General features: G+C 69.6%; 26 protein-coding genes and 1 tRNA gene. 18 read left to right on the forward strand and 9 right to left on the reverse strand.

What is annotated here, in order from left to right; genetic code table 11:
* Window positions 1-19: 19 nt before the first annotated feature.
* The 8 genes from ABFX55_RS37705 (at window position 20) to ABFX55_RS37740 (ending at window position 8,458) form a co-directional block, all read left to right on the forward strand.
* Window positions 20-1,219: a metallophosphoesterase gene (locus ABFX55_RS37705; RefSeq protein ID WP_346127809.1), complete on the forward strand. Its 1,200-nt coding sequence runs from the start codon at window positions 20-22 to the stop codon at window positions 1,217-1,219.
* A 73-nt stretch (window positions 1,220-1,292) separates the two neighbouring features.
* Window positions 1,293-3,317: a dTMP kinase gene (gene tmk / locus ABFX55_RS37710; protein ID WP_346127810.1), complete on the forward strand. Its 2,025-nt coding sequence runs from the start codon at window positions 1,293-1,295 to the stop codon at window positions 3,315-3,317.
* A 10-nt stretch (window positions 3,318-3,327) separates the two neighbouring features.
* Complete coding sequence (locus tag ABFX55_RS37715; RefSeq protein ID WP_346127811.1) at window positions 3,328-4,503, forward strand: DNA polymerase III subunit delta'; 1,176 nt, start codon at window positions 3,328-3,330, stop codon at window positions 4,501-4,503.
* A 165-nt stretch (window positions 4,504-4,668) separates the two neighbouring features.
* Window positions 4,669-5,181, forward strand: coding sequence for a SigE family RNA polymerase sigma factor (locus tag ABFX55_RS37720; protein ID WP_346127813.1), 513 nt, complete (start codon window positions 4,669-4,671; stop codon window positions 5,179-5,181).
* Window positions 5,178-5,828: a permease-like cell division protein FtsX gene (locus ABFX55_RS37725; RefSeq protein WP_346127814.1), complete on the forward strand. Its 651-nt coding sequence runs from the start codon at window positions 5,178-5,180 to the stop codon at window positions 5,826-5,828. The genes ABFX55_RS37720 and ABFX55_RS37725 overlap by 4 nt, the downstream gene beginning before the upstream one ends.
* 81 nt (window positions 5,829-5,909) lie before the next feature.
* On the forward strand, window positions 5,910-6,755 hold the full coding sequence (locus tag ABFX55_RS37730) for a PSP1 domain-containing protein (RefSeq protein WP_346127816.1): 846 nt from the start codon (window positions 5,910-5,912) through the stop codon (window positions 6,753-6,755).
* 91 nt (window positions 6,756-6,846) lie between these two features.
* Window positions 6,847-8,325 carry an alpha/beta hydrolase gene (locus ABFX55_RS37735; protein ID WP_346131375.1) on the forward strand — a complete coding sequence of 493 codons (1,479 nt, stop codon included), beginning with the start codon at window positions 6,847-6,849 and terminating at the stop codon, window positions 8,323-8,325.
* Between the two features lie 56 nt (window positions 8,326-8,381).
* Window positions 8,382-8,458, forward strand: a tRNA-Thr gene (locus ABFX55_RS37740).
* Between the two features lie 102 nt (window positions 8,459-8,560).
* Here the strand turns inward: ABFX55_RS37740 and ABFX55_RS37745 are convergent.
* Window positions 8,561-8,866: a DUF7677 family protein gene (locus ABFX55_RS37745; RefSeq protein WP_346127818.1), complete on the reverse strand. Its 306-nt coding sequence runs from the start codon at window positions 8,864-8,866 to the stop codon at window positions 8,561-8,563.
* A 309-nt stretch (window positions 8,867-9,175) separates the two neighbouring features.
* Here ABFX55_RS37745 and ABFX55_RS37750 point away from each other — a divergent pair, with 309 nt between their 5' ends.
* Both ABFX55_RS37750 and ABFX55_RS37755 read left to right on the forward strand, forming a co-directional pair.
* Window positions 9,176-9,565: a hypothetical protein gene (locus ABFX55_RS37750; RefSeq protein ID WP_346127820.1), complete on the forward strand. Its 390-nt coding sequence runs from the start codon at window positions 9,176-9,178 to the stop codon at window positions 9,563-9,565.
* Window positions 9,566-9,933: 368 nt separating this feature from the next.
* Window positions 9,934-10,830, forward strand: coding sequence for a LysR family transcriptional regulator (locus tag ABFX55_RS37755; protein ID WP_346127822.1), 897 nt, complete (start codon window positions 9,934-9,936; stop codon window positions 10,828-10,830).
* A gap of 252 nt (window positions 10,831-11,082) precedes the next feature.
* Here the strand turns inward: ABFX55_RS37755 and ABFX55_RS37760 are convergent, their stop codons facing one another.
* Window positions 11,083-11,385, reverse strand: coding sequence for a hypothetical protein (locus ABFX55_RS37760; protein WP_346127824.1), 303 nt, complete (start codon window positions 11,383-11,385; stop codon window positions 11,083-11,085).
* Between the two features lie 12 nt (window positions 11,386-11,397).
* On the opposite strand from ABFX55_RS37760, the gene ABFX55_RS37765 reads away from it, so the two are divergent.
* From ABFX55_RS37765 to ABFX55_RS37775, 3 genes are all read left to right on the forward strand, one after another.
* The gene (locus ABFX55_RS37765; RefSeq protein ID WP_346127826.1) at window positions 11,398-11,784 is read left to right on the forward strand and encodes a VOC family protein; all 387 of its coding nucleotides are present in this window, start codon (window positions 11,398-11,400) and stop codon (window positions 11,782-11,784) included.
* Between the two features lie 465 nt (window positions 11,785-12,249).
* The gene (locus tag ABFX55_RS37770; RefSeq protein ID WP_428834794.1) at window positions 12,250-13,479 is read left to right on the forward strand and encodes a serine hydrolase domain-containing protein; all 1,230 of its coding nucleotides are present in this window, start codon (window positions 12,250-12,252) and stop codon (window positions 13,477-13,479) included.
* Window positions 13,480-13,723: 244 nt separating this feature from the next.
* Window positions 13,724-14,128, forward strand: a complete 405-nt coding sequence (locus tag ABFX55_RS37775) for a hypothetical protein (protein ID WP_346127830.1) — start codon at window positions 13,724-13,726, stop codon at window positions 14,126-14,128.
* A gap of 120 nt (window positions 14,129-14,248) precedes the next feature.
* On the opposite strand, the gene ABFX55_RS37780 is transcribed toward ABFX55_RS37775, so the two are convergent.
* The gene (locus ABFX55_RS37780) at window positions 14,249-14,563 is read right to left on the reverse strand and encodes a RidA family protein (protein ID WP_346131376.1); all 315 of its coding nucleotides are present in this window, start codon (window positions 14,561-14,563) and stop codon (window positions 14,249-14,251) included.
* Window positions 14,564-14,684: 121 nt separating this feature from the next.
* A complete protein-coding gene (locus ABFX55_RS37785; RefSeq protein WP_346127832.1) occupies window positions 14,685-15,053 on the reverse strand; it encodes a hypothetical protein in 369 nt (122 codons plus the stop codon).
* A gap of 95 nt (window positions 15,054-15,148) precedes the next feature.
* On the opposite strand from ABFX55_RS37785, the gene ABFX55_RS37790 reads away from it, so the two are divergent.
* Both ABFX55_RS37790 and ABFX55_RS37795 read left to right on the forward strand, forming a co-directional pair.
* Window positions 15,149-17,683 carry a LuxR C-terminal-related transcriptional regulator gene (locus tag ABFX55_RS37790; protein ID WP_346127833.1) on the forward strand — a complete coding sequence of 845 codons (2,535 nt, stop codon included), beginning with the start codon at window positions 15,149-15,151 and terminating at the stop codon, window positions 17,681-17,683.
* Between the two features lie 96 nt (window positions 17,684-17,779).
* On the forward strand, window positions 17,780-18,550 hold the full coding sequence (locus tag ABFX55_RS37795; RefSeq protein ID WP_346127835.1) for an SDR family oxidoreductase: 771 nt from the start codon (window positions 17,780-17,782) through the stop codon (window positions 18,548-18,550).
* Between the two features lie 112 nt (window positions 18,551-18,662).
* Here ABFX55_RS37795 and ABFX55_RS37800 read toward each other — a convergent pair whose 3' ends face one another.
* The 4 genes from ABFX55_RS37800 to ABFX55_RS37815 all read right to left on the reverse strand — a co-directional run bounded on the left by ABFX55_RS37800 (window position 18,663) and on the right by ABFX55_RS37815 (window position 22,225).
* Window positions 18,663-19,292: a response regulator gene (locus ABFX55_RS37800; RefSeq protein ID WP_346127836.1), complete on the reverse strand. Its 630-nt coding sequence runs from the start codon at window positions 19,290-19,292 to the stop codon at window positions 18,663-18,665.
* On the reverse strand, window positions 19,285-20,484 hold the full coding sequence (locus tag ABFX55_RS37805) for a histidine kinase (RefSeq protein ID WP_346127838.1): 1,200 nt from the start codon (window positions 20,482-20,484) through the stop codon (window positions 19,285-19,287). The genes ABFX55_RS37800 and ABFX55_RS37805 overlap by 8 nt, the downstream gene beginning before the upstream one ends.
* A gap of 2 nt (window positions 20,485-20,486) precedes the next feature.
* Complete coding sequence (locus tag ABFX55_RS37810; protein ID WP_346127840.1) at window positions 20,487-21,182, reverse strand: ABC transporter permease; 696 nt, start codon at window positions 21,180-21,182, stop codon at window positions 20,487-20,489.
* A gap of 137 nt (window positions 21,183-21,319) precedes the next feature.
* Entirely contained in the window at window positions 21,320-22,225 is a 906-nt protein-coding gene (locus ABFX55_RS37815) for an ABC transporter ATP-binding protein (RefSeq protein WP_346127841.1), read from the reverse strand.
* 213 nt (window positions 22,226-22,438) lie between these two features.
* Between ABFX55_RS37815 and ABFX55_RS37820 the strand changes: the two genes are divergently transcribed.
* Together ABFX55_RS37820 and ABFX55_RS37825 are read left to right on the forward strand one after the other, a co-directional pair.
* Window positions 22,439-23,281 (forward strand): lytic polysaccharide monooxygenase, encoded by an 843-nt coding sequence (locus ABFX55_RS37820; protein ID WP_346127843.1) that lies wholly within the window; start codon window positions 22,439-22,441, stop codon window positions 23,279-23,281.
* Window positions 23,266-23,781: a DUF305 domain-containing protein gene (locus tag ABFX55_RS37825; protein WP_346127845.1), complete on the forward strand. Its 516-nt coding sequence runs from the start codon at window positions 23,266-23,268 to the stop codon at window positions 23,779-23,781. The genes ABFX55_RS37820 and ABFX55_RS37825 overlap by 16 nt, the downstream gene beginning before the upstream one ends.
* Window positions 23,782-23,869: 88 nt before the next feature.
* Here ABFX55_RS37825 and ABFX55_RS37830 read toward each other — a convergent pair whose 3' ends face one another.
* A complete protein-coding gene (locus tag ABFX55_RS37830; RefSeq protein ID WP_346127847.1) occupies window positions 23,870-24,010 on the reverse strand; it encodes a hypothetical protein in 141 nt (46 codons plus the stop codon).
* A gap of 38 nt (window positions 24,011-24,048) precedes the next feature.
* Between ABFX55_RS37830 and ABFX55_RS37835 the strand changes: the two genes are divergently transcribed.
* The gene (locus tag ABFX55_RS37835) at window positions 24,049-24,726 is read left to right on the forward strand and encodes a FadR/GntR family transcriptional regulator (RefSeq protein ID WP_346127849.1); all 678 of its coding nucleotides are present in this window, start codon (window positions 24,049-24,051) and stop codon (window positions 24,724-24,726) included.
* The last annotated feature ends 5 nt before the right edge of the window (window positions 24,727-24,731 follow it).

Raw genomic sequence — 24,731 nt, forward strand, 5'->3', positions numbered from 1 at the left:
TGGCTCGTAGCATGGCGCCGTGGTCTTCGGATTCGTGCTGACGCTGGCGCTCGCCGTCGCAGGGGTGCACTACTACCTGTGGCGGCGGCTGGTGCGCGGCACCACCCGCCCAGGCCGGGCACGCAGGGTGCTCACCTGGTCGCTGGTCGGGCTCGGCGTGCTGGTGCCCGTCACGCAGGTGGCTTCGAGGTCAGAGTTCGGTCACTGGCTGGCCTGGCCGGGCTTCCTGTGGCTGGCGCTGATGTTCTACCTCGTGATCTTCCTGGTGCTGCTGGAGATCCCGCGGGGCGTGGCGGCGGTGCTGCTGCTGCGCCGTAGGGCGCCGGTGGTCCAGGCGCTTACCGTGCCGCCTGCCGTACCGCAGGTGCCCGCGACCGAGCCCGACCTGGTCAGCAGGCGGTTGTTCCTGGGGCGCGCCACGGCCGCGGTAGCGGGCGTCGGCGCGCTGGCCACGGTCGGGTACGGCATCAGCACCGCGCTCGGCGCGCCGGTGGTGGAGCCGGTCAGGATCGCCCTGCCCAGGCTCGACCCGCGCCTGAGCGGGCTGCGGTTCGCGGTGGTCAGCGACATCCATCTGGGGCCGCTGACGGGGCTGCGCCACACCGAGCGGATCGTCCGCATGATCAACGAGCTCGACGCCGACGTGGTGGCGATCGTCGGTGACCTGGTCGACGGCACGGTAGCCGAGCTGGGGCCGCTGGCCGAGCCGCTCAAGGAGCTCCAGTCGCGTTACGGGTCCTACTTCGTGACGGGAAACCACGAGTTCTACACGGCCAACGGTCCCGGCGAGTGGATGGCCGAGCTCGAGCGGCTGGACGTGCGGCCGTTGCGCAACGAGCGGGTGGAGATCATCCATGGGGGAGCGGTGCTCGACCTGGCGGGCGTCGACGACGTCACAGGAGAGCCCGACTTCGAGCGGGCGCTGGGCGGGCGCGACCGGTCGAGGTCCTCGGTCCTGCTGGCGCACCAGCCGGTCCAGGTGGCGAAGGCCGCCGGATACGGGGTCGATCTGCAGCTGTCGGGGCACACCCACGGCGGCCAGATGGTGCCCTTCAACCTGATCGTCCCGATGCAGCAGCCGGTGGTCTCCGGGCTGGCGACCGTCGACGGCGTTCAGGTGTACGTCACGAGAGGCGCGGGATTCTGGGGACCACCGGTGCGCGTGGGTGCGCCTCCTGAGATCACGCTGGCCGAACTCACCCACGAGGGGGGTTCCTAGGTATTACCCTCAGGCCACGAGCAGCCGGGCATTTCCGGCTCGCCCCCCGAACCCCCCTGGATACGCTACGACCATGACCATCCGCAGACCGGCCCATGTACTGGCCATCGCTCCCTTTCGCCGGCTGTGGATGGCCATGTCCGTCTGCAGCCTCGGCGACTGGCTCAACATCCTCGCCCTGACCGCTCTGGCCGGAAACCTGACCGCCGGGCAGGGCTTCCAGACCCAGTCCCTCGCCGTCGGCGGCGTCTTCCTCGCCAAGATGCTGCCCGCGATCCTGCTCGGGCCGCTGGCGGGGGCGTTCGCCGACCGCTTCGACCGGCGACTGACCATGGTCGTCGCCGACCTGTCGCGCTTCGCCCTGGTGCTGACGATCCCGCTGATCGGCGTCTACCAGTGGGTGATCGTCGCGACTCTGCTGGTCGAGTGCGTGAACCTGTTCTGGGTGCCGGCCAAGGACGCCACGGTGCCCAACCTGGTGCCCAAGGAGCGGCTCGAGCAGGCCAACCAGCTCAACCTGCTCGTGACGTACGGCACGGCACCCGTCGCGGCGCTGCTGTTCGCCGTGCTCTCGCTGACGGGCGACCTGGCGCGCTCGACCGTGCCCGCGCTGTCGTGGCTGCAGCCGACGGATCTGGCGCTGGGCATCAACGCGGTCGCCTACCTGGTGTCGGCGGCGCTGATCTTCACGCTGCGCGACCTGCCCAGGCGCGACGGCGGCATCTCGACGCCCTCGGTGCTGAAGCAGATCGTCGAGGGCTGGCGCTTCGTGGGCCGCAACCAGCTGGTGCGCGGGCTGATCGTGGGCATGCTGGGCGCGTTCGCCGCGGGCGGCGCGGTCATCGGCGTGGCGAAGGTCTATGTCGTCTCGCTGGGCGGCGGCGACGCGGCCTACGGCGTCGTGTTCGGCGCGGTCTTCGTCGGCATGGCCGTGGGCATGTTCTTCGGGCCGAGACTGCTGGCCGGGCTGTCGCGGCGGCGGCTGTTCGGGCTGGCGATCACCGTGGCCGGTCTGGCGCTGGCGGCCATCGCGCTCATCCACAACCTGGTGATCGTGGTCATGCTGACCGTGGCGCTCGGCGCCTGCGCGGGTATCGCCTGGATCATCGGCTACACCCTCATCGGCCTGGAGGTCGAAGACTCCCTGCGCGGGCGGACGTTCTCCTTCCTGCAGTCCACCGCCCGCGTCACGCTCCTGCTCGTGGTCGCGGTGGCCAGCCCTGTCGCCGGCCTGTTCGGCACCCACCTGGTGGGCGCCTACGTCTTCGACGGCGCTAATCTGGTGCTGCTGGTCGGCGGAGTGCTCGCGATGGTCGTCGGCATGCTGGCGTTGCGCCACATGGACGACAGACGAGGTGTGCCACTCTCGGAGGACCTGCTCGCCGCGCTGCGCGGCGAGCATTACGCGCCGGGGGTCGTGGAAGAAGTGCCGGGGGTGTTCATCGCCTTCGAGGGCGGCGAGGGTTCGGGGAAGACGACGCAGTCGAGGCTGCTGGCGATCTGGCTGCGCGACCAGGGCTTCGATGTCGTGCAGACGAGAGAGCCCGGCTCGACCAAGGTCGGCATGCGGCTGCGCGCGATCCTGCTCGACGCGGCGGAGAAGGGGCTTTCGGCCAGGGCCGAGGCGCTGCTCTACGCCGCCGACAGGGCCGAGCACGTGGAGAAGGTGATCAGGCCCGCGCTCCACAGAGGAGCGCTGGTGATCACCGACCGCTATGTCGACTCCTCGCTCGCCTACCAGGGGGCGGGCAGGGCGCTCGATCCCTCCGACGTGTCCAAGGTCAACGCCTGGGCCACGGGCGGCCTCGTGCCGCACCTGACCGTGCTGATCGACACCCCGCCCTCGGTCGGGCTGACCAGGCTGGGTGGGGCGGCCGACCGGATCGAGTCCGAGCCGCTCGACTTCCACGAGCGGGTGCGCAAGGAGTTCCGCTCGCTGGCGGCGGCCGCGCCCGAGCGCTACCTCATGGTCGACGGCACGCTGTCGCAGGATGAGATCAGCAGGACCGTCCAGGACAGAGTGCGCGAGATCCTGCCCGACCCGGTGCCGAGCGAGTCCGAGGACATCACCGGCACCATGCCCGCCATCCGCGACTAACCTTGGGCCGGTGAGCGTCTTCGACGACCTGGTGGGCCAGGAGCAGGCTTCAGCCGTACTCTCGCGGGCAGCCCACGCCGCCGCGGAGGCGGTCGCGGGTGGGCGGGGCGCGGGCATGACGCACGCCTGGCTCTTCACGGGGCCGCCAGGATCGGGCCGCGAGGACGCGGCGCGGGCGTTCGCCGCGGCGCTGATGTGCCCTTCGGGCGGCTGCGGCCACTGCGACCAGTGCCATCAGGTGTTGATCGGCTCGCACCCCGACCTCGAGGCGGTCAAGCCGGAGGGGCTGTCCTACAGCGTCAAGCAGACCCGCGAACTCATCCTGCGCGCCGCGGGCGCCCCCACCCAGGGCCGGTGGCGGGTCATCCTGTTCGAGAACGCCGACAGGGTCACGGAGTCGGCGGCCAACGCGCTGCTGAAGGCCATCGAGGAGCCGCCTCCCCGCACGGTCTGGCTGCTGTGCTCGCCCGCTCCCGACGACATGATCATCACGATCAGGTCCAGGTGCAGGGTCGTCAGCCTCGTCACGCCCTCGGGCGAGGCCGTCGCGCACGTGCTGGCCACCCGCGACGGTGTGCCGTGGGAGATGGCCACCTTCGCCGCGCGGGCCTCCCAGGGCGACCTCGCCCGTGCCCGCCTGCTCGCTTCCGACGAGGGCGTACGGCGGCGCCGCGATGCCGTGCTGGCGATCCCCCGTTCGCTGAGCGGGGTGGGTGAGTGCATCACGGCGGCCGAGCGGCTGGTGAAGACCGCCGAGGAGGAGGCCGCCGCGGCCACCACGCTCCTGAACGAGAGTGAGACCTCGGACCTGCGCAGGCTCTACGGCGAGGGGTCCACGGGCAAGGGCCTGAACAGGGGGCTGGTCAGGGGCGGCGCCGGGGCGTTGAGGGAGCTGGAGGACCGGCAGAAGTCGCGCGCCACCCGCGTGAAGCGCGACTCCCTGGACGGCGCTTTGCTCGAGCTGGTGTCGTACTACCGCGACGTGCTGGCGATGCAGCTCGGGGCGACGGTGGAGCTGGCCAACGACGACCATCGGTTCGAGCTCGACTCGATCGCCAGAGGGTCGACGGCCGAGGAGACGCTGCGGCGGATCGACGTGATCATGCAGTGCAGGGAGCGGCTGGCGGCGAACGTGAACCCGCAGATCGCGGTGGAGGCGATGATGCTGGGCCTGCGCCGCCCCTGAGCTCGGCTCCCCGGAAGTCCTCGGCCCGTCATCTTCCGGTTCCTCGTCTTCCGGCTTTTCGTCCTCGGACTCGGTTGAAGGGTTTCCGCCTTCGTCGAAGGGCCGGGCAGCCAAACTCGCCGCATGACCCGAGCAGCAGATGCCGTCCCCACGCGTCTCTGTGATGTGGAAGTCGAACTGCTCCCTCGCCGGGAGCTCGTGGATGTGGCGACGCTCTTCGCCGAGCACCACCTGGGCCTCGTACGGCTGGCGCTGATCATGGTCGGCGACCGGGCGACGGCCGAGGACGTCGTCCAGGAGGCGTTCGCCCGCACACACGCGGGGCGGGCCAGGCTGCGAGATCCGGACAGTGCGCTGGCCTACGTCCGCTCGGCCGTGCTCAACGGCTGCAGGTCCGTGCTGCGGCGGCGGGCCACGGTGTTCAGGCGCGCGGTGCCGTACGAGCCGCCGGTCTGGTCGGCCGAGAGCGCCGCACTGCTCGGTGAGGAGCGCAGGGAGGTGCTCGTGGCGCTGCGGGGGCTGCCGCAACGCCAACGTGAGGCGCTGACGCTGCGCTACTACTTCGACCTCACCGATCAAGAGGTGGCCGACGCCATGGGCGTCAGCGGAAGCACCGCCAGATCCACGATCGCCAGGGGCCTGTCCGCCCTGGCCCGCGCGCTTGGGGAGGACGCATGAACAGCCCGATGGAGGACCGCCTTCGCGATGCCCTCGTCTCGGCCGGCGCCACGGTCGAGCCCGAGACTCTGACGCCGCTGCGGACACCCGACCGGCACCGGCGTTTCCGGGTCGATCTGCGCCTGGTGGCGGTGGCCGCCGCGGTGGCCGGTGTGGCCATGTTCCTCATGCTCAGGCCGACGCACCATGACGCTCCCGTGCTGGCGGCGGGCATGGTGCCGATGAACTGGAGCGAGGGAGAGCCGGAGATCTCGGTGTTCCTGTGCAAGCCCGACGCCCCGTTCCCCGCCTGCGCGGACGATGTGCCCCCTGACCGCGGAGCCATCGAGCAGGCGCTCCGCGCGAGACCGGAGGTGGAGTCCGTGGTGTACGAAGATCAGCAGGTCAACTACAAAAGGTTCCGGCAGTCTCAAGTGGGCAGGGACGGCAAGCTTCTCCAGGCCGTCACAGTCGACGACATGCCCGAAGCGTTCCGCCTGAACATGCGCCAGGGGACCGACTGGTCGGCTGCGATGGCAGCGGCGAGCGAGCTCGACGGTGTCTCCAGGGTGATCAACCAGGTGTGCGCGGCCAAGCGGGCGGAGCTGCTCGCGATCATCAAGGAGAAGATCTTCGGACCGGATGACGAGGTCTGCGTGACTCCCTAACGGGGCAGAGCCTCTCGTAGGGTGGGGGCGAAGGCCGTCCGAACCCCGAGGCCGTCAGGAGGCGAGCGCGAGCCTATGGGAATGATCATGGCCGTGAGCTTCACCCGTTACGGAAGGCTCTACTACCTCGATCCCGGCGGGCACACCCCCAAGGTGGGCGACAAGGTGCTGGTGCCCACCGACTCGGGCCCGGAGGTCGCCGAATGTGTGTGGGCGCCGCAGTACACCAGCGAGGAGATCGACGGCCTGCCCGTCTGCGCAGGGCTCGCCGCTGACGACCACCTCACGCGCGACGAGACCAACAAACGCAGGCGCGCCGAGGCCCGAAGCGTCTCCAAGCGGCTCATCAAGCGCCACACGCTGCCGATGAAGGTGGTGGGCGTCGACTACCTCGACAACGACAACGTCTACACGGTCTACTTCTCCGCCCCGCACCGCGTGGACTTCCGCGCGCTCGTCCGAGACCTGGCCCGCAACCTGCGGGCCAGGGTCGAGCTGCGGCAGATCGGCCCACGCGACGAGGCCAGGCTGCAGGGCGGCATCGGGCCGTGCGGGCGTGACCTGTGCTGCGCCACCTTCCTCAAGGACTTCGAGCCCGTCTCGGTACGCATGGCCAAGGACCAGGACCTCCCGGTCAACCCGCTGCGCATCGCGGGGGCCTGCGGCAGACTGATGTGCTGCCTGAAGTACGAGCACCCGCTCTACCAGGAGTTCCGGGCCACCGCGCCGCGCGTCGGCCTGGCGGTCGACACGCCTGAAGGCGCGGGGACCGTGGTGGGGCACAACGTCCCCAGCGACTCGGTGGTGGTCAGGCTCAACGACGGCGGGCGGAGATGCTCGTGCTCGAAGGCGAGCGTGTGCGGCCCCCGTAAGGCGTACGACTCGACCTACGGCCCCGACGACCAGCCCCCAGCCGGTGAGTCCTGAGGACAGACGAACGAACGGCGTGCGGTGAACGCCGGGTCAGGCCGAGGAGGCGCGAGGGAGTGACGAGGAGGCGCGAGGGAGTGACGTGAGGATGCGGCGCGGACGGCCATGGCGTCGCGCGGTCGTCATGGCCGTCTGCGTGACCCTGACGCCCATCGGGTGCGGTGCCGACCCGCCGCCCCCGAACGTCTACGATCAGCGCCTGGCCTGGGACGACTGCGGCGACGGGTTCGAGTGCGCCAAGCTCAGGGTGCCCCTCGACTACCGCGAACCACAGCGCGAAGAGCTGTCCATCAGCGTGATCCGCCTGCCCGCCACCGGCGACAGGATCGGCTCGATCGTGATCAATCCCGGCGGTCCCGGCGGATCCGGCATCGACTACGGCAGGGCGGCGCGCTCCGTGCTCAGCCCCCAGGTGCGCGACCGGTTCGACGTGGTCGGCTTCGATCCGCGCGGTGTCGGCGAGTCCGCGCCGGTGGAGTGCCTCAGCGACAAGGCGCTCGACGCCTTCCTGGCGCTCGATGCGACCCCCGATTCTCCGGTCGAACTGACCGCCCTGGAGAAGGCCTCCCGCCGGTTCGCCGACGGCTGCCAGACCATGTCCCCCCGCCTGCTCCCGCACATCGGGACGGCGAACGCGGCGCGCGACATGGACGTCCTCCGCGCCGCTCTCGGCGACGAGCGCCTGACCTACCTCGGCAAGTCGTACGGCACCCACCTGGGCGCCATGTACGCCGACCTGTTCCCCGCCAGGGTGCGCGCGCTCGTCCTCGACGGGGCGGTCGACCCCGCCCTGAGCCGCGTGGAGATGAACGAGGGACAGGCGGAGGGCTTCGCCGTCGCCTTCAGGGCCTATGCGGAGGACTGCTTCACCATCCCTGACTGCCCGTTGACCAGCCGTACCGTGGACGGGGCCATGGCCGAGCTGTCGGGGCTGCTGCGCCGTACGGACGGCAGCCCCCTGCGGGGTGAAGGGCGCGAGGTGACCGAGCCCCTCGCCACGCTGGGCGCGCTGACGCCCCTCTACGACCGGCGCTCGTGGCCCGTGCTCACCGAGGCGCTGCGCCAGGCCTCGACCGGCGACGGCACCCTGCTCCTGCACAGCGCCGACCAGCTTGTCGGCCGCTCCCAGGACGGCACCTACTCCAACCAGACCGAGGCCAACATGGCCATCAACTGCGTCGACAGCCCCTATCCCCGACAGCTGTCCGCTTTCGCGAGGGCGGCGAAGCAGGCCGAACAGCGGACGCCCGGGTTCGGGGCGTACGTGATGTGGAGCACGCTGCCGTGTGCGTTCTGGCCCGTCCCCGCGAGCGAGCACAACCGGCCACTGGTTGCTCGCGGCGCACCGCCGATCCTGGTCGTGGGCACCACCCGCGACCCGGCCACGCCGTACGGCTGGGCCCGCGCGATGGCCTCGCAACTGGAGTCCGGAGTCCTCGTCACCTTCGAGGGTGACGGACACACCGCTTACCTGAACGGCTCGTCCTGCGTGGACGCCACGGTGGACGCGTACCTGGTGTGGGGGCGCATTCCGGAGGATGGCATGCGGTGTCCTGAGATCGAGTGATCAGAGGGCGCGAGGACCCCTCAAGCTCCTGTAGACTTCAACACGCCGTATGGCGCGCCGCCTTAGCTCAGTCGGCCAGAGCACTTCACTCGTAATGAAGGGGTCTCGGGTTCGAATCCCGAAGGCGGCTCCAGGTCAAAGGCCCCCTGAGAGATCTCAGGGGGCCTTTGGGGTCTAACTGGGTGTCTATTGCCTGAAGGTTCGAAGTGAGCACGGGCCGGGACCGCTGGTGCCATCAAGGGCCGATCAAACGGGTCTCCCATTCTTCGAACGGGGGGTCGACCACGTAGCTGGGATCGCAGTATCGGCGGATCCATTGGGCTACCCGATACTGGGCGTGTCCGTCGTCTACTAGACCATCTTCATCGATCTCCAGCACGTTGGTGTAGATGGTGAAGACCATCTCCAGCGTGGAGCCGAAGTCAACCAAGACCGGCCTGTAGTCGATGCCATCGAGCAACTCCATGTCTAGGGTTCCGTTGGCGAGGTAGAAGGCGAAAAAGCGCAGGCTGGATCGGACTTCTTCGGGAAGCTTGGCCACAGCCCATTATCGAGTGGGCGAGCCGAACTCATGTCTTGAAAATCCGATCCATGGCCGTCGCGCCCTCCTGCAGGAATGGGCGGATCTGCTTCCGGTAGACCATCTCTGTCACTGCCGTACTGCTGTGGCCGACCAAACGGGAGATCTCCTCGTAATGAAGGGGTCTCGGGTTCGAATCCCGAAGGCGGCTCCCAAATAAAAGGCCCTTTCGGATGATCCGGGAGGGCCTTTTTGATCTCCGTACAGCAGCGCCGTGCAGCAACCCGCATAGCCGATGGCGGCTGACTGGCCACGGACTAGGCTGATTCGGTGGATGTAACTGCCCTGGAAAGTCAGCGCCTGGTCGCTGTGACGGCAAGCCAGTTCACGCATCGATCTGACGCCCCGGTTATCGGTGAGGTGTGGCTCGGATTCGATGCGCTGACGGTCAATCTAGGCGTCGCCTCTGACTGGGAACTCAGGATCACGCCTGAGGAACCGGGGGAGAGCTACGTGATGGAGGAACTGGGCAGTCGCGTGGACGTGATCATCGCCCCCGATGAGGTTCCCTTCGTAAGGCACATCGGTCAGCGGTTGCTGCGCCTGGTCGAGGAGTTCGACGAGGTGTCGGGCCAACGCATGCGTTTGGACTTCGAGTTCGAGGATGGAACTGTCATCGCCCGAAGTTGGGGAGGCGACATGCAGATGGCCCACGCGTGAGATCGTCAGTGGAGGCCATCCCCGCGGCTCGGGGATGGCCTCCGTTTATGTGCTTCATGGGCAGGAGCGTCTAACGACCTCGTGCATAGTTGGGATTGAGGCGCGGTGGCCTGTGGTCACGTTCTCTTATGCGGTCTGCTGGTCGGACGGGAGTCCCGCGATGGCGGTGACGATCTCGGGCAGGTGGTCGCGGCGGCAGTGGCGGCGGGCCAGGGCTCGCCAGTTCTTCAGGTGAGCGATGCCACGCCTGATCCCGGTCCTCAGGGTGCCGGACGGTGAGGACCCTCCGCAGGTCGGGGGCGACCGCAAGAGAGGTCCGGTTAGTCCCGATATGCCAAACTCCCCCATACCTGGCATAGATCGGCGGCATGGGGCTTGTGGAGCTACGGGACATCGAGATCTTCCTGACCTTGGCCGAGGAGCTGCACTTCGGCCGCGCCGCCGAGCGGCTGCACGTCTCTGTGGCCCGGATCAGCCAGGCGATCAAGAAGCAGGAACGGGCCATCGGTGCCGAGCTTTTCGCGAGGAACAGCCACAGCGTCCGGCTCACGCGGCTGGGTGAGCAGTTGCGGGACGATCTGCGCCAACTCCACCAGAACCTGACGCACAGCCTGGAGCGGGCACGGCTGGCCGCGCGCGGCAAGACAGGCACGCTCCGAGTGAGCCTCTTCCCGGTCAACATCCAGGAACTGCGCCGCTACTTCGAGACCTTCCGCGCCCGGCATCCTCAGTGGGAGCTGCGCCTGCGGGTGTCGGCCTACCAGGATCCGTTCGCCCAGCTGCGCAACGGGGAGGTCGACATCCTGGTCACGTGGCTGCCGGTCGAGGAGCCCGACCTGACCGTGGGTCCGCTGCTCTTCGCCGAGCCGAGGGTGCTGGCCGTGGCCGGTGACCATGCGCTCACCCGATGGTCCTCGGTCTCCCTGGAGGCGGTCAGCGATTTCCAGCACATCGCGGTCAAGTCCATGCCCAGCTACTGGTTCGACCACTACGTCCCGGAGCTCACGCCCAAGGGCCGATTGATCGAGCGCACCGCCAACGTGACCAACGTCGAGGAAATCTTCATGCACACGGTCCTGGGAGAGGCCGTCGCCCTCTTCCCTGTCCACGTGACCCGGTACTACGGCCGTCCCGACATCGCCTACCTGCCTGTCAAGGACATGGATGCGCTGCCGTACGGGCTGGTGTGGCTCAGCGCCGCGGAGAACGACATGATGCGCGCCTTCGCCCGCGTCGTGCGCGGCCTGGGACCGCTGCCCGGCTGATCGTCCACAGCCCTCGTCGGCTGTCGTGTTGTCGCCGACCATGCCGATGCGCAGCACGTCGGTCTTCCCCTGAGCGGCTGATCGGGCCCGATCCGTGCTGATGCGAAACCCTTCGTGGATCGGCCGGAGCCTGGCGCCCCCGCGCAGACCCAGCTCCGTCGCTTCACCGAGTCCAGCGTCTCCGAGGGTCCCGCCCTCGTCCTGGAGCTCAACGTGGACTGGCGCCTGGCGAAGGGTGTCCGCCGACTGGTGTCAGCCGTCCGGCTCGGCAGGTGCGCTCGATGAGGGGCGCCGACGTTGCGTACCTGCTTCTTGATCGCCTGGCTGACGCGCGGCCGACATGTGCAACCGCTCCGCCGTACGGCCGGCATGCAGCCCCTCGGCCGGCGTCAGGAAGATCTCGACGTCGCGGATCTCCAGCGTGTTCTCCCCGGCGTGAAGTCTGAGGTTAACGCAGCGTTGCAAGATCCGGTGTTGCCCCGGCCCGGCCGTACCGACACCCTTGATCCAGGACGAATCACCACATAGGAGGGGAATCATGGCAAACAACCGCATACGAGCAGAAACATGAACATCGTCGCCTCGACAGTCGTCTTCACCGTCGACGATCCGGCAGGCTCCCGCCACTTCTTCACCACCTATCTGGGCTTCCGCGAGGTGCTCGACACTCCGGATTTCACCTGGCTGAGCCGCGACGACGCGGCCGCCGACATCCTGCTGCGCCAGCGCGACCTCGAACAGCCGCGAGAGCGGATCGCGCAGCCGGTGGTGGCGTTCGCGGTCACCGATCTGGCCAAGGAGTACGCGCGCCTGAGCGTCGAGGGCGCACCCATCTCCAGGCAGTTGTGGCGCAACCCGTGGGGTGAGTCGCTGATGCGTCTCACCGACCCCAACGGCATCGTCGTCGAGCTGACCGAATGGATCGCGCCCGGCGGCCATCCCGACGTCGGCTGATCCTGGCGTGCCACGCCTGTGCACGCGGGGTGCTGGCGATCGGAACGGGGTGCTGACGGTGGTGATCCCGCTCGTCTGAGGTGGATGGGCAGCGGGGTGCTGACGGTGGTGATCCCGCTTCTCGGAGACGGACTGCGAGATCACCGGAGCCTACGACCCAGTTGACCAGCCTCGCGCTGACCATGCGGTGTCGTGTCAGCTGCGGCGTCAGGACGGCGACGGCCCGGTATCAGGTCGGTCGGCGATGGTTAATGCCATGAGCGGTTCAGCGATCGCGGCCTCGGGGCCGCGAAAGACATACAAGGACAAGGTCGTGCTCGACGGCATCGACCTGGATGTCCGGCGGGGAAGTCGAGCCGGAGCATAAGCGCCACGGGCTCACCAGGCCCAGCTCGCCGAGGCCATGGGCGTCACGCCGGGACGGGTCTCGCAGATCGAAAAACACTGTGCGTAAGGAGATTCATGATGGAAAAGGGCAACAGCGGCTTCTCCGAGACGGGGCTGCGTAGGCTGCGCGAGGTGCTGGGACGGCATGTCGAGTCGGGGAAGATTCCCGGGCTTGTCGCTCTGGTCAGCCGTGGCGGTGAGACGCATGTCGAAGCGGTCGGGACGATGCGCCACGAGGGTGGCGCGCAGATGCGCCGGGACACGATCTTCAGGATGGCGTCCACGACCAAGCCGGTCGCGATGGCGGCGGCGATGGTGCTGCTGGATGAGTGCAGGCTGCGGCTGGATGACCCGGTGGATCCGTGGCTGCCGGAACTGGCCGACCGGCGGGTGCTGACGCGGATCGACGGCCCGTTGGACGACACGGTGCCGGCGCGTCGGCCGATCATCGTGCGGGACCTGCTGACCTCCACGTTCGGGCTCGGCATGGATATGACGGCGCTGGGCGCTCCGATCATGGGCGCGATCTTCGAGCAGGGGCTCACGCCGGACCTGCCGGAGCCGATGCCCGGGCCGGATGAGTGGATGCGCCGTCTGGGCGCGCTTCCGCTGATGTACCAGCCTGGAGAGCGCTGGCAGTACCAGATCAGCCACGACGTCCTCAGTGTGCTGGTCGCCAGGGTCACGGGCCAGTCGTTCGAGACGTTCCTGCGTGAGCGCATCTTCGATCCGCTGGGGATGAAGGACACCGCCTTTCACGTGCCCGCCGACAAGATCGACCGGTTGCCGCCCCTGTATGCCCCGGACGCGCAGAGCGGAGAGTTCCATGTGTGGGACGAGGCCGCGGGTGGACGGTGGAGCAAGCCTCCGGCGTTCCAGGGCAGCGGCGGTGGGCTGGTCTCCACTGTCGATGACTACCACGCCTACTTCCGGATGCTGCTGAATGGCGGGATGCACGAGGGTGAGCGGATCCTGTCCCGGCCGGCCGTCGAGCTGATGACCACCAATCGCCTCACGCCGGAGCAGAACGCCGCACGCAACGCCATGGCCGCCGACAGCGTCCACCTGTCGTTCGGTCAGGGTCAGCACGGCGGCTGGGGCATGGGGATGGCGGTGCGCACCTACCGCGGCGACTACGCGCCCATCGGCCAGTTCGGCTGGGACGGCGGAAGCGGCACCTCGACGTATGCCGACCCGGACAAGCAGCTCACCGGAATCGTGCTCACCCAGGTCGGGATGTCCGCCCCGAACTCGGCGCGGCTGATCCACGACTTCTGGACCACGACCTACCAGGCGATCGACGACTGAGACCACGCCCGCGCCCGGTACGCCCGGTGCCTGGTATGCCCGGCCTCAACCCACGACACCCGACGGGCGGCCCTGGCGGCCGAAACCGTCGACATCTGGCCCTGTTCGCCTGAGGCCGGGTCGCCCGAGGGTGAGATCCCTTCGGGCGACCCGACCTGAGCAATCCCGACACCCCTGGCCCCCACAGGACCGCGTTCCACCATCCGCCCGTTCCGTTGAATTCTTATTGAAGGAGCACGCCACCATGTCCATCACCCTTACCGACCAGGACAAGCTCACCCTGCGGACCGCCGCGTGGGGCGCCGTCTCGCTGATGTCCGCCGCCGGCGCCGCCGGCTCGCCCCACAAGGCCGCCACCGAAGGCTCCATCGCCCTGACCTCCGCGACCGGTCCGGTCGGGCACGTGCTCACCAAGGCGCCCAAGGGCGTGAAGTACGGCAAGTCCGTGGCCGAACTCGCCGACCAGGTGCTGCCGGCGCTGACGGAATCCATGAGCCTGCTCAAGCAGCAGGATCCGGCAGAGGCCGACAACTTCCGCCGCACCGTCAGCGTCGCCGTCGAAGCAGCCGCCCAGACCCACAAGGGCGAGCCCAGCCCCACCATGGCGGAGATGGCCCGCAAGATCACCGAGGCCCTCGACGCCGCTTGATCGGATGTCGGCCTGCGCAGCTCCCGCTTGTCACGGGGCTGAGCACCGCGGACCCGTACGCCGGTCGTGCATCAGGCAGAGTCCGAACCGGGCCAGGTCGGCCCGCTGAAGAGCGCCTGTTCAGTCGAGGATCGCGGTGGCCTCGACCTCGACCAGGTGGTCGGGTACGTCCAGTGCCGCGACGCCCAGCAGGGTGGCCGGCGGTACCGGGGTGACCCCCCGCTTCGCGGCCGCACGGGTGACCCCCTCCAGGAGCAGCGGCATCTTGTCGGGGGTCCAGCCGACGACGTAAACGGTCAGTTTCGCCACGTCGTCGAAGGAACCGCCGACCTCGGCGAGAGCGGTGCCGATGTTGAGGTAGCACTGCTCGACCTGGGCGGCCAGGTCGCCCGCGCCGACCGTGGGCCAGGCCCTACGAGAGACGGTCCATGGGATGTGCGACTGGACCCACCGCTACCTCGGCCACATCGACGCCTCCCGCCGCCGCTTCGACGCCTGACGGGTGGAGCGCCCGCAGCTGCCACGCGGGTGTGCGCGCCGCCTGGCGGTAGGGCAATCACGGACGGGTCGCGGCCCAGACGGCCCGGAGAAGAGTCCGAGGGTTGATCAACTCGGCCACCGGAATGGCTCGCATCGAGAACAGATAGACGCGGCGGCCGAGCTCGGGATCGCGGTGAGCTCCTCGGGTGACCAGTTTCTGCACCCTGTTCACGGGACGGGCCATGGCGTCCCGCCGGCCGAGCCTGTCATGCCCCGCGACGAAGCCGAGCGCCCTGCGATAGGCCGCGATACCGGCCTCGAGGTCCCCACCGTCGAGCAGCGCGGGAGCCGTGGAGTCCACCAGCCACTCGGCGGCGCGGAACGCCCAGCCGCAGCCGACGGCCGGTGTGGGATCGCCGGTGATGGCCGCATCACCCACCAGCACGAGCCCGGGCCTCGGAGCCGGCTCGCGTTTACGCCATCACATCGGTAATGGATTACTGCATTCTCGGCGAACGGCATGCGCAGTACCCTGCGGCCATGAGCTCATGGCCGCTGGTGGGGCGCGAGTGCGAACTCGATCGCCTGACGGCGGTGATGACCGGACGCGCCGGCTCCGGTCTGGTGGTCACCGGCCCGGCCGGGATCGGCAAGAGCCGGCTGCTCTCCGAAGCCCGGTCGAGAGCCGAGGCCGGTGGGGTCGAGGTGAACTGGGTCTTCGCCACGCCGGGCGGGATCCCGCTGCTGCCCTTCGCGCACCTGCTGCCTGCGTGGGCAGGCGAGGGCGAGCTCACGCGTACGTTGACGGCGGCGGCCGCCCACATCGCCGGCTCGGGCGCGCTGGTCATCGACGACGCCCACCTGCTCGATCCGGCGTCGGCCGCCCTGGCGCGGCATCTTGTCGCCGGCGCCTCGGTTCCCGTCGTGCTGGCGGTGCGAGGCGACGAGACCGCAGGGTGGTGGCGTGACCTCGAGCGCATGGCCCTGGAGGGGCTGACCGAAAGCGATACGGCCGAGCTGCTCTCGACGGCGCTCGCCGGCCAGGTGGAGTCGACGCTGCCCGCCCATCTCCTGCGGCTGAGCGGTGGCAACCCACTCCTGCTTCGCGAGCTAGTGGATGCCGCGACCTTCACCGAGAAGGACGGTGTCTGGCGGCTGCTTCAGCCTGTCTTCGGGGACACGAACCTGCCCGCCACCATCGCCGCCCGTCTTGACCGGCTCGCTCCTGCCGTACGGGCCGCGGCTGAGCTCGTGGCCCTCGCCGAACCGGTCGGCGCGGAGATCCTGGAACGTCTCATCGCCCCCGAGGTGATCCTGGAGCTCGAGTCCGAGCGGCTGCTGACCGCGATTCCCGACCGCAGGCGACACCTCGTGGCCCTCGTCCATCCCCTGTACGGCGAGGCGTTGCGGGCGACGCTCCCTCCGCTGCGGGCCCGCGACCACCGCAGGAGGCTCGCCGACGCGGTCGAGGCCGTGGGAGCGCGCAGGCGGCGTGACCGGGTCAGGATCGCGGTGTGGCGAGTCGAGGCGGGCGTGCCCGCCGACCCGGCGCTGCTCCGCGAAGCGGCCTGGGAGGCGTCAGAGGCGCTGGACCACCAGCTCGCCGGGCGCCTGCTCCAGGTCGCGGTCGATGCCGACGGCTCCTTCGAGTCGCGTCTGGCGCTCGTCGCCGAGTTGCCCTACCTCGGAGCGGCCACGCGCGCCCTCGACCTGGCCAGGGCGCTCGAGGCGGACGCGCCGGACGACGCGTCGCGTGCCAGGGCGCTCTCGGCGCGGGCGCGCGTCCACCTCATCCGCGGCCAGGTAGGGGAGGCGAAGGACACACTGGCGTCCGCCGCGCTGACGACGGCTGACCCAGGGGTCAGGCTGCGGCTGGAGCTCGGCCGGGCCGCCCAGGCGTTCGCGGTCGGGCATATCGACGAGTCGGTGGAGCTCGCTGATCGGATCCTCCGGCGGCACCCGGCGGATCCCGAGGTGCTCGCCGCGCTCGCCTTCTCCCAGGTACGCGCGCTCGCGTGCGCGGGACAGACCAGGGACGCCATCGAACTCGCCCATGTCGCGCTGGACGGCATGGGCGGGCCGCGCGCGGAGCTCACCCGCATGGCCCTCCTGCAGGCCCTGGCTCTCGATGGCCAGATCGTCAAGGCGATCGAACTCGGCCGATCCGCCCTGGCGGCGGAGGCGACGGGGACCGCCGCGACGTGGCGCGCCTACTGGGCGCACGATCTCGGGCAGGTGTTGCTGCTCTCCGGCCGCCCGGCCACTGCCCGGCGCTGGCTGCGGGAGGCGCTCGCCGTGATGCCGATCCACGGCATCGCGGCGAGTCCGCAGATGTGGGGTCTGGACGCGCTGAGCGAGGCGGAGTCACTGCTCGGCGACGCATACCGGGCGGGGAAGGCCATGGAGCGGCTGCGGGCGGCCCTTCCCGGAGGGCTCGCGGCCCCGCGCAGGAGCGGCTCGGTCTGGACCCGGTACGCCGAGGGGGATCTCACGGCCGCCGTGCAGCTGGCCCTCAGGCAGGCCGAAGAGCTTGAACAGGTCGGGTCGCTGCTGATGGCTTCCTGGGTGCTGCACGACGCCGCGCGGCTGGGCGCCGCCGCGGCCGTGGCCGGCGATCTCCAGCGTCTCGCCTCATCCAGCCAGAGTGCTCTGCAGTCGCTCATGGCCAGGAACGCCGCCGCCCTGTCCCGGCGGGACGCGGCGGCTCTCGACGAGGTCTCCCGCGAGGCCGCGGCGACCGGCTGCGTGCTGTGGGCCGCCGAGGCGGCGGCGACAGCAAGCCTGATCCATCGGGCCGAGGGCCGCCTCGGGTCGGCGCTGGCGTCATCGACCCGGCTCAGTGAGCTGTCCGGGGCGTGTGAAGGCGCCCGCACCCCCGGCCTCTCCTCACCGCCTGCGATCCTCACCCGCAGGGAGTACGAGGTCGCAGGGCTCGCTTCTCGAGGGCTCTCCGACCGGGAGATCGCTGAGCGTCTGCATCTGTCGGTGCGGACCGTGCACAGTCACCTGTACCGGATCTATCGCAAGCTGAACATAGAGCATCGCAGCCAGCTCCCCGACGTACTCGCCCCGTAAGTCCCTCGGCCGGCGCGGCGGCGTTGACAGGGTGGGTCCGGCTGGTGAGGCTGGACGAAAGAGCGTGACCGGGCAGCCTTCTCGTACGGAGCTCTGATGGATGGCACTGTCGCTGTCGTGACCGGGGCCGCGCGCGGTATCGGGCGGGGCATCGCCCTCGTGCTCGGCGAGGCAGGGGCGATCGTCTACGCCGCCGATCGTGAGAGCCGCGACCATCGTCACTCCGCGCTGCCGGGCACCATCGAGGACACCGCCGAGCAGGTGACCGCGCGCGGCGGCATCGGCATTCCCGTGCGCGTCGACCACGATGACGACAAGACCGTCGAGTCGCTGTTCGAGCGGGTGCGCGTCGAGCAGGGCGGGATCGATCTGCTGGTGGCCAACGCCTGCAACGGCAACGCGCTGCCCTTCGCCGGTGGTCCGTTCTGGACGCTGCCGCTCGAACACTGGCACAACATGATCGACATCGGGGTCCGCAGTCACCTCGTGACGGCCTGGTACGCGGCGCCCCTGCTGATCGAGCGGCGAGGGCTGGTCGTCCTGACCGGGTACACCGATCCTGACGCCGAGGTGATCGCCGGTCACCTCTTCTACGACCTGGCCATGACGAGCGTCAGTCGCCTGGCCCGCTCACTGGCTCATGACCTGCGCCCGCACGGGGTCACGGCGCTCGCCGTCTCTCCCGGGTTCACCCGCACCGAGGCGATCATCGCGACGATCGGCGACGACGTGCCGGGCGGTGACTCGGTCGAGTTCCCCGGCCGCGCCGTCCGCGCCCTGCTGGAGGATCCCGACGTGGGGCGGCACGCGGGCCTGACCCTTCCCGTCGCCGACCTTGCCAGGGAGTACGGCTTCAGCGACATCTGACCGCTGGGCCGCTCGCAGACCGGGGGAAAGGGGTCCGGCCGAGCAGTGGTGCGGAGCGAGGCGGAATGCGGGATGTGCCGGGGGAAGGCGTGTGGGGGAGGCGTGGGCCCGGTCAGGTGAGCAGGCCGCGTTGGTATGCCACGGCCACTGCCGCAGCCCGATCGTTGACGCCGAGCTTCGTGTAGATGTGCAGCACGTGTGTCTTGACCGTGGCCTCGCTGATGAACAGCCGCGCGGCCGCCTCGCGGTTGGTGGCGCCCTGGGCGATCAGCTCGAGGATCTCCCGTTCCCGCGCGCTCAACGGGTCCGCGGGCGTACGCACCTGGGTGAGCAGGCGGGTGGCGACCGAGGGGGACAGCACGGCCTCACCGCGGGCCGCCGCTTCGACCGCGCGCATCAACTCGTCGCGCAGGGCGTCCTTGAGCAGGTAGCCGGTGGCGCCGGCCTCGATGGCGGGCAGGACGTCGCTGTCGGTGTCGTAGGTGGTGAGCACCAGGACGCGGGCGGCGATGCCCAGCCTGACCAGCTCCTTGATGGCCGAGACGCCGTCCATCCTGGGCATGCGCAGGTCCATGAGGATCACGTCGGGCCCCAGCGCCCGCGCCAGTTCGACTGCCTGGGCGCCGTCGCCCGCCTCGCCGAGCACCTCGAAGCGCGGATCGCCGGTGAACATGCCGCGGATGCCGTCCCGCACGATGGGGTGGTCGTCGGCGATCAGCAGGCGGATGGGGGAATCAGGCACTGGGGTTCTCCCTGAGGATGGCGGGGAGGCTCGCGGAGATCGCGGTGCCCGCGCCGGGCTCGGACTCGATCTCCAGGGTGCCCGCCAGGCGGCTCACGCGCCGGCGCATCGACGTCAGGCCGAAGCCGCCGCCGTCCTTGGCGCGCGCGGGGTCGAAACCGGCGCCGTCGTCGCGGACGTCCAGGGTGACCAGATCGTCCATGTACGACAGGGTCAGCCCGACACGCGTGGCCTCTGCGTGCTTGGCCACGTTGGCGAGCGCCTCCTGGGCGGTACGGAGCACCGTCACCTCGACCTCGGGATGCATGGGGCGGACCGTACCAGTCGTGGTGAGATCGGCGCGCACCCCGTTGAGGTTCGACCACGCGGAGGCGACCTCCGCCAGCGCGTCGGGCAGGCGCGCCGACTCCAGCGGGCCCGGGGCGATGGCGTGCACGGACCTGCGCGCCTCGGCGAGGCTCTCGCGCGCCAGTCGCGTGGCGTTGTCGATGTGGCGCTGCCACTCGCCGCCCTCCCTGGCGTGGGTGGCCGCCTGGAGCTGGGTGATGATGCCGGTCAGTCCCTGGGCGAGGGTGTCGTGGATCTCGCCCGCCATGCGCTGGCGCTCGTCGAGCACGCCAGCCTCCCGCGCCTGGATCAGCAGCTGGGCGTGCAGCCCCGCGTTCTCCCTCATCGTCGCCTCGAGCTGGGACACCATGCGCTTCCGCTCGGCGCTGCGCTCGGCCGTGACCTCGCCGACGAAGCTGAACAGCCCGACCAGGGCCACGATGGCGGCGACGAAGAACAGGTAGGTGAGGATCGCGGTGGGAGTGGGCTCGGGCGGGCCGCCCCCGTAGGCGACGATGCTGATCGCCGCCGTGGCGCTCACGCCGACGAACCTCCACATCCCGCGCAGGAACTGCCACGAGTGCAGGTATCCGGTGAAGGCGAAGAAGCTGGCGAACCAGATCCCGCGCGTGCTGAGCGCCGCGATCAGGATGACCAGGCCGGCGATGTAGAGCGCGGGCCACCTGGTCATCAGCGCGACCCACCCGGCGGTCAGTACGGCCAGGCCGAGCGTGACCAGGCGGTAGTCCGCCGAGTGGGAGTCGGTGAGCAGGAACAGCGCGGTGGAGACAGCGAGCAGCACGTACGGCACCGCCGCCATGAGGCGTTCGAGGCGCCCTTCCCATGTGTCGAGGCGCGTCGGCACGATCACTCCCAGCGGAAGAACTTGGCGGCCGCGACGCTGATGATCACGGCGTACGCGGCCATCACGCCCAGCAGCAGAGGGCTCGGCGAAGCGCCCGCCCAGACGTCCTGAAGGGTCTGCCTGAAAGCGCCCAGAGGGGTGTACTCGCCGATGGCGGCCAGGATAACCGGCATCTTGTCGGCGGGCTGGACCAGCCCGGCGAGGAAGGCCATCGGGAAGTACAGCAGCACGCCGACACCGTTGGCGGTGCGTCCGTTGGGGGCGACGGCCGCGATGAGCAGGCCGATGGCGAACATGGCGGCCGTGCCGAGCGCGAAGGCGACGACGACGGGCACCACCCTGGTGGGCAGATGGGCGCCGAGGACGGTGCCGGCGACGGCGAGCAGCAGCGTGCAGGCGGTGACGGCGAGGACGAGTTGGAGGAGCAGCTGCACGATCAGCATGCTTCGCGGGCGCACCGGGGTGGTGGACAGCCGCCGCAGGATGCCCCTCTCCCTGTATGTGGCCAGGGTGGTGGGCAGGAGGTACAGGCCCACGAGTCCCACGGCGATCGCCAGCGTCATCGGCAGGAGCACCGTGTCTCCTGGCGGGATCGAGCTTCCGAAGATCACCAGGATGAAGAGGGGGAGGAGGATCGTGAACATCGAGCCGGGCTCGCGCACCAGCAGCTTCAACTCGACGACGGTGAGCTTGGTCATGGTGGTTCTCCTCAGAGGTGGGGCGAGGGGCGAGTCGGGGCGACTCGGAGGTGGGGCGAGGGGAGTCAGGGCGACCGGGAGGTGGGCGAGGGGCGAGTCAGGGCGACTCGGAGGTGGAGGCGGCTGGTCGGAGGGGCTCAGAGGTGGAGGGAGCGGCCGGTGAGGGCGACGAACGCGTCGTCGAGGGTGCGCTTGTCGATGCGCAGGTCGGCGACCATGACGTGGTTGCGGGCCAGGGCGGCGGTGACGGCGGTGGCGAAGTCGCCCCTGCCCGTGACGACCACCTGGTCTCCCTTCGTGGTCACGCCGGTCACGCCGGGGACCTCGCTCAGGAGCGAGGCGTCTCCTGTCATCAGCCTGAACCGCATCTGGTGTTCGGCGTCGACCCCGTCGATCAGGCCCGCGGGAGTGTCGATGGCGACGATGTCGCCGCGGTCGAAGACGGCGACCCTGTCGCAGAGCTCCTCCACCTCGTCCATGAAGTGGCTGACCAGGACCACGGTCACGCCGGACGCGCGGACCTGCTTGATCACTTCCCAGGTGGCGCGGCGGGCCTGCGGGTCGAGCCCCGTGGTGAGCTCGTCGAGGAAGGCCACCTTGGGGTTGCCGACCAGTGCCAGCGCGATGAACAGCCGCTGCTTCTGGCCGCCCGAGAGCTTCCCGAACCGGGCGTTGCGCTTGGCGGCCAGCCCCCACTGCTCCAGCAGCTCGCGCCAGTCGCGCGGGTTGGCGTAGAAGGAGGCGTAGAGGTCGAGCGCCTCCCAGACCTTGATGTTCTCCGGCAGCTGCGTGTGCTGGAGTTGGACGCCGATCAGCTCGCGCAGCTCGCGTCCGTCCTTGATCGGGTCGAGCCCGAGCACCCTGATCGTCCCGCCGTCGGGGCGACGCAGGCCCTCCACGCACTCCACGGCGGTGGTCTTTCCCGTGCCGTTGGGGCCGAGGATGCCGAAGATCTCGCCCTCCTCCACGGAGAAGGAGATCCCGTCCAGAACCGTCTGGCCCGCGTACCTCTTGGTGAGGTCGGTGACTTCGATGACTGCCATGGCTCAAGCCTCGTGCGTGGGCTCTTCCGGCGAATCGCCCCTCCGGCCATGATCGGTCGTGGATGCGGCTGACGCTGAGATCCACCGTTCGGTTGATGGCGGGCCCTGGGGCGGGCGCGATAAGTGAACCGTTGACTGGGGGCCCTTGCGCCGGACGTCATCAGGAGTTAATTCTTAGGAAGGTTTCCTTTTAGTTACCCCCCGGGAGCTCCCGTGACCAAGAGAACCGCCGCCTTAGCCGCAGGCACAGCCGCCCTCGTCCTCCTCCCTGCCGGCGCCGCCAACGCCCACGGCACGATGTCCAACCCGCCGAGCCGCGTCTACGTCTGTAAGAACGAAGGCCCCGAGGCGCCCAAGTCGGCCGCCTGCAAGGCGGCCGTGGCCGCGGGCGGGACCCAGGCCTTCTACGACTGGAACGAGGTCTCCCTGCTCGAAGCGGGCGGACGGCACCGCGAGATCATCCCCGACGGCAAGCTCTGCAGCGCGGGCCGTGACAAGTACCGCGGGCTCGACCTGCAGCGCGCCGACTGGCCCGCGACCTCGGTACGGCCAGGCAGCTTCACGCTCACCTACCACGCCACCGCGCCGCACTCCAACAGCAACTTCGAGTTCTACATCACCCGCGACGGCTGGAACCCGACCATGCCCCTCAGGTGGTCGGACCTGGTCCACCTCAGGACGTTCAACGGCCAGAACCCCACCACGTTCACCAACTGGACGCTCAACCTGCCGCAGCGCTCGGGGCGGCACATCCTCTACTCGATCTGGCAGCGCGTCGTCGGCAGCAACGAGGCCTTCTACACCTGCTCGGACGTGGACTTCGGCGGCGGAGGAGGCAACCCGACGCCCACCCCGACGCCGACTCCCACACCGACCCCGACACCGACCCCCACGCCGACCTCGACAGTCCCCTCGGGCACGTGGCAGGCTGGCAAGGCCTACAAGGGAGGTGACCGCGTGACCTACGCCGGTCTGTCCTACGAGTGCCTGCAGCCGCACACGGCCATCGCCGGGTGGGAGCCGCCCAACGTCCCCGCGCTGTGGAAGCGCGTCTGATCGCAGCCCTCGCCGCGGCCCTGTTCCTCGGAGCGGGCTGCGGCGAGCCGCCACCTGAGCAGGTCAACGCCGACGACGTGATGTTCCTGCAGATGATGATCCCGCACCACAAGCAGGGTATCGAGATCGTACGGCTCGCCGGCCCCAAGGCCACCAGCCCCGCGGTGCGGAACCTGGCCGCGGCGATCGAGCAGACCCAGACCACCGAGGTCCAGACGATGACCAGGTGGCTGACCGAATGGGACCAGCCGCTCACCGCCCCGACCGACGCCCACGCGGGGCACGGCGGCTTACCCGAGACCGACAGGGAGCGCATCGCCGCCGTGAAGAACGAGCGCGACCTGGTCAACCTGCTGATCGCGCACCAGGACGACGCCGTCCAGATGGCCAGGGTCGAGGTCTACAACGGCGAGAGCCCCAAGGTGAAGGAGTGGGCCAAGCAGGTCGAGGCGTCGCGCGAGGCCCAGATCGACCTGATGCTCAGCGTGCTGGAGCGCTGACGAACTCGGTCACGACCCGCGCGTTGGTCGTCGAAGGACAGCCCCGACCACGACTCTCCCGCTGAGGCCGGCCGCTTGGCACTCCCTGCTACCTGGCGCCCAGCGCGATCGGCGAGGTCCAGTCAACGACGGGACTGCCGAGGACGAGCCGCCTGGCGGCCATCGCGACGATCCCGCGGCCCATCGACCAGCCGCACAGGTAGACGCCGGCACCGACGATTCTTTTCATGGGGTGAAAAGTCGGCGGATAAGTGATCTAATCATTAGATGATGGTTGTCAGGCCCTCCCTTTCCGGCGTGCTGACCGAGCAGGTGCTCGGCTTGATCAGCGACAGCGGGCTGCAGCCTGGCGACCGGCTGCCCACCACCCGCGAGCTCGCTCAGCGGTTCTCGGTGACCACGCCCACTCTCAGGGAGGCCCTGCGCCGTCTCGAGGCCACGGGCGCGATCGAGATGCGGCACGGGTCGGGGCTGTACGTCGGCGCGGACATCGAGCGCATCGTGCTGCCCAACCCCAACATGCGCTCGATGCCGGGAGGGCAGCTGCTCGACCTGCTCGACGCGCGCATCCTCATCGAACCGCCGCTGGCGGGGCTCGCCGCGGGGCGTCCGGGAGCGGAGGAGCTGAGGGAGGTGCTGGGCGAGGCCGCCAGGCACCTGAGCGGCCAGGACGCCGAGCTGCACGAGGCGAACATGACCTTCCACCGGGTCAGCGCCAGGCTGGCGGGCAACAGCGTGCTCGAGGAGGTCGTCGACTCGCTGCTGAGCGTGCACGCCCCCGAGCAGCGGGAGATCCTGCGCATCTACGACGACAGGCGCCGCGACTACGACGAGCACCTGACGATCCTCGAGGCCATCGAGGCAGGCGACGCACGGGCTGCGGAGGAGCTCATGCGCGCGCATCTGATTGACGTGAAAACGGTGGTCCAGCAACGGCTCATGTAGAACAG

The sequence above is a fragment of the Nonomuraea roseola genome, from assembly GCF_039535395.1.
GTDB lineage: Bacteria > Actinomycetota > Actinomycetes > Streptosporangiales > Streptosporangiaceae > Nonomuraea > Nonomuraea roseola.

What these genes read in the sequence shown, in the direction of transcription:
- ABFX55_RS37755 (WP_346127822.1), top strand. Translation starts at nt 9,934, where the DNA reads ATGGGGCTTGTGGAGCTACGGGACATCGAGATCTTCCTGACCTTGGCC.
- ABFX55_RS37770 (WP_428834794.1), top strand. Translation starts at nt 12,250, where the DNA reads ATGGAAAAGGGCAACAGCGGCTTCTCCGAGACGGGGCTGCGTAGGCTG.
- ABFX55_RS37725 (WP_346127814.1), top strand. Translation starts at nt 5,178, where the DNA reads ATGAACAGCCCGATGGAGGACCGCCTTCGCGATGCCCTCGTCTCGGCC.
- ABFX55_RS37815 (WP_346127841.1), bottom strand. Translation starts at nt 22,225, where the DNA reads ATGGCAGTCATCGAAGTCACCGACCTCACCAAGAGGTACGCGGGCCAG.
- ABFX55_RS37795 (WP_346127835.1), top strand. Translation starts at nt 17,780, where the DNA reads ATGGATGGCACTGTCGCTGTCGTGACCGGGGCCGCGCGCGGTATCGGG.
- ABFX55_RS37830 (WP_346127847.1), bottom strand. Translation starts at nt 24,010, where the DNA reads ATGAAAAGAATCGTCGGTGCCGGCGTCTACCTGTGCGGCTGGTCGATG.
- ABFX55_RS37735 (WP_346131375.1), top strand. Translation starts at nt 6,847, where the DNA reads ATGCGGCGCGGACGGCCATGGCGTCGCGCGGTCGTCATGGCCGTCTGC.
- ABFX55_RS37775 (WP_346127830.1), top strand. Translation starts at nt 13,724, where the DNA reads ATGTCCATCACCCTTACCGACCAGGACAAGCTCACCCTGCGGACCGCC.
- ABFX55_RS37790 (WP_346127833.1), top strand. Translation starts at nt 15,149, where the DNA reads ATGAGCTCATGGCCGCTGGTGGGGCGCGAGTGCGAACTCGATCGCCTG.
- ABFX55_RS37730 (WP_346127816.1), top strand. Translation starts at nt 5,910, where the DNA reads ATGATCATGGCCGTGAGCTTCACCCGTTACGGAAGGCTCTACTACCTC.
- ABFX55_RS37810 (WP_346127840.1), bottom strand. Translation starts at nt 21,182, where the DNA reads ATGACCAAGCTCACCGTCGTCGAGTTGAAGCTGCTGGTGCGCGAGCCC.
- ABFX55_RS37760 (WP_346127824.1), bottom strand. Translation starts at nt 11,385, where the DNA reads ATGCGGTTGTTTGCCATGATTCCCCTCCTATGTGGTGATTCGTCCTGG.
- ABFX55_RS37835 (WP_346127849.1), top strand. Translation starts at nt 24,049, where the DNA reads ATGATGGTTGTCAGGCCCTCCCTTTCCGGCGTGCTGACCGAGCAGGTG.
- tmk (WP_346127810.1), top strand. Translation starts at nt 1,293, where the DNA reads ATGACCATCCGCAGACCGGCCCATGTACTGGCCATCGCTCCCTTTCGC.
- ABFX55_RS37765 (WP_346127826.1), top strand. Translation starts at nt 11,398, where the DNA reads ATGAACATCGTCGCCTCGACAGTCGTCTTCACCGTCGACGATCCGGCA.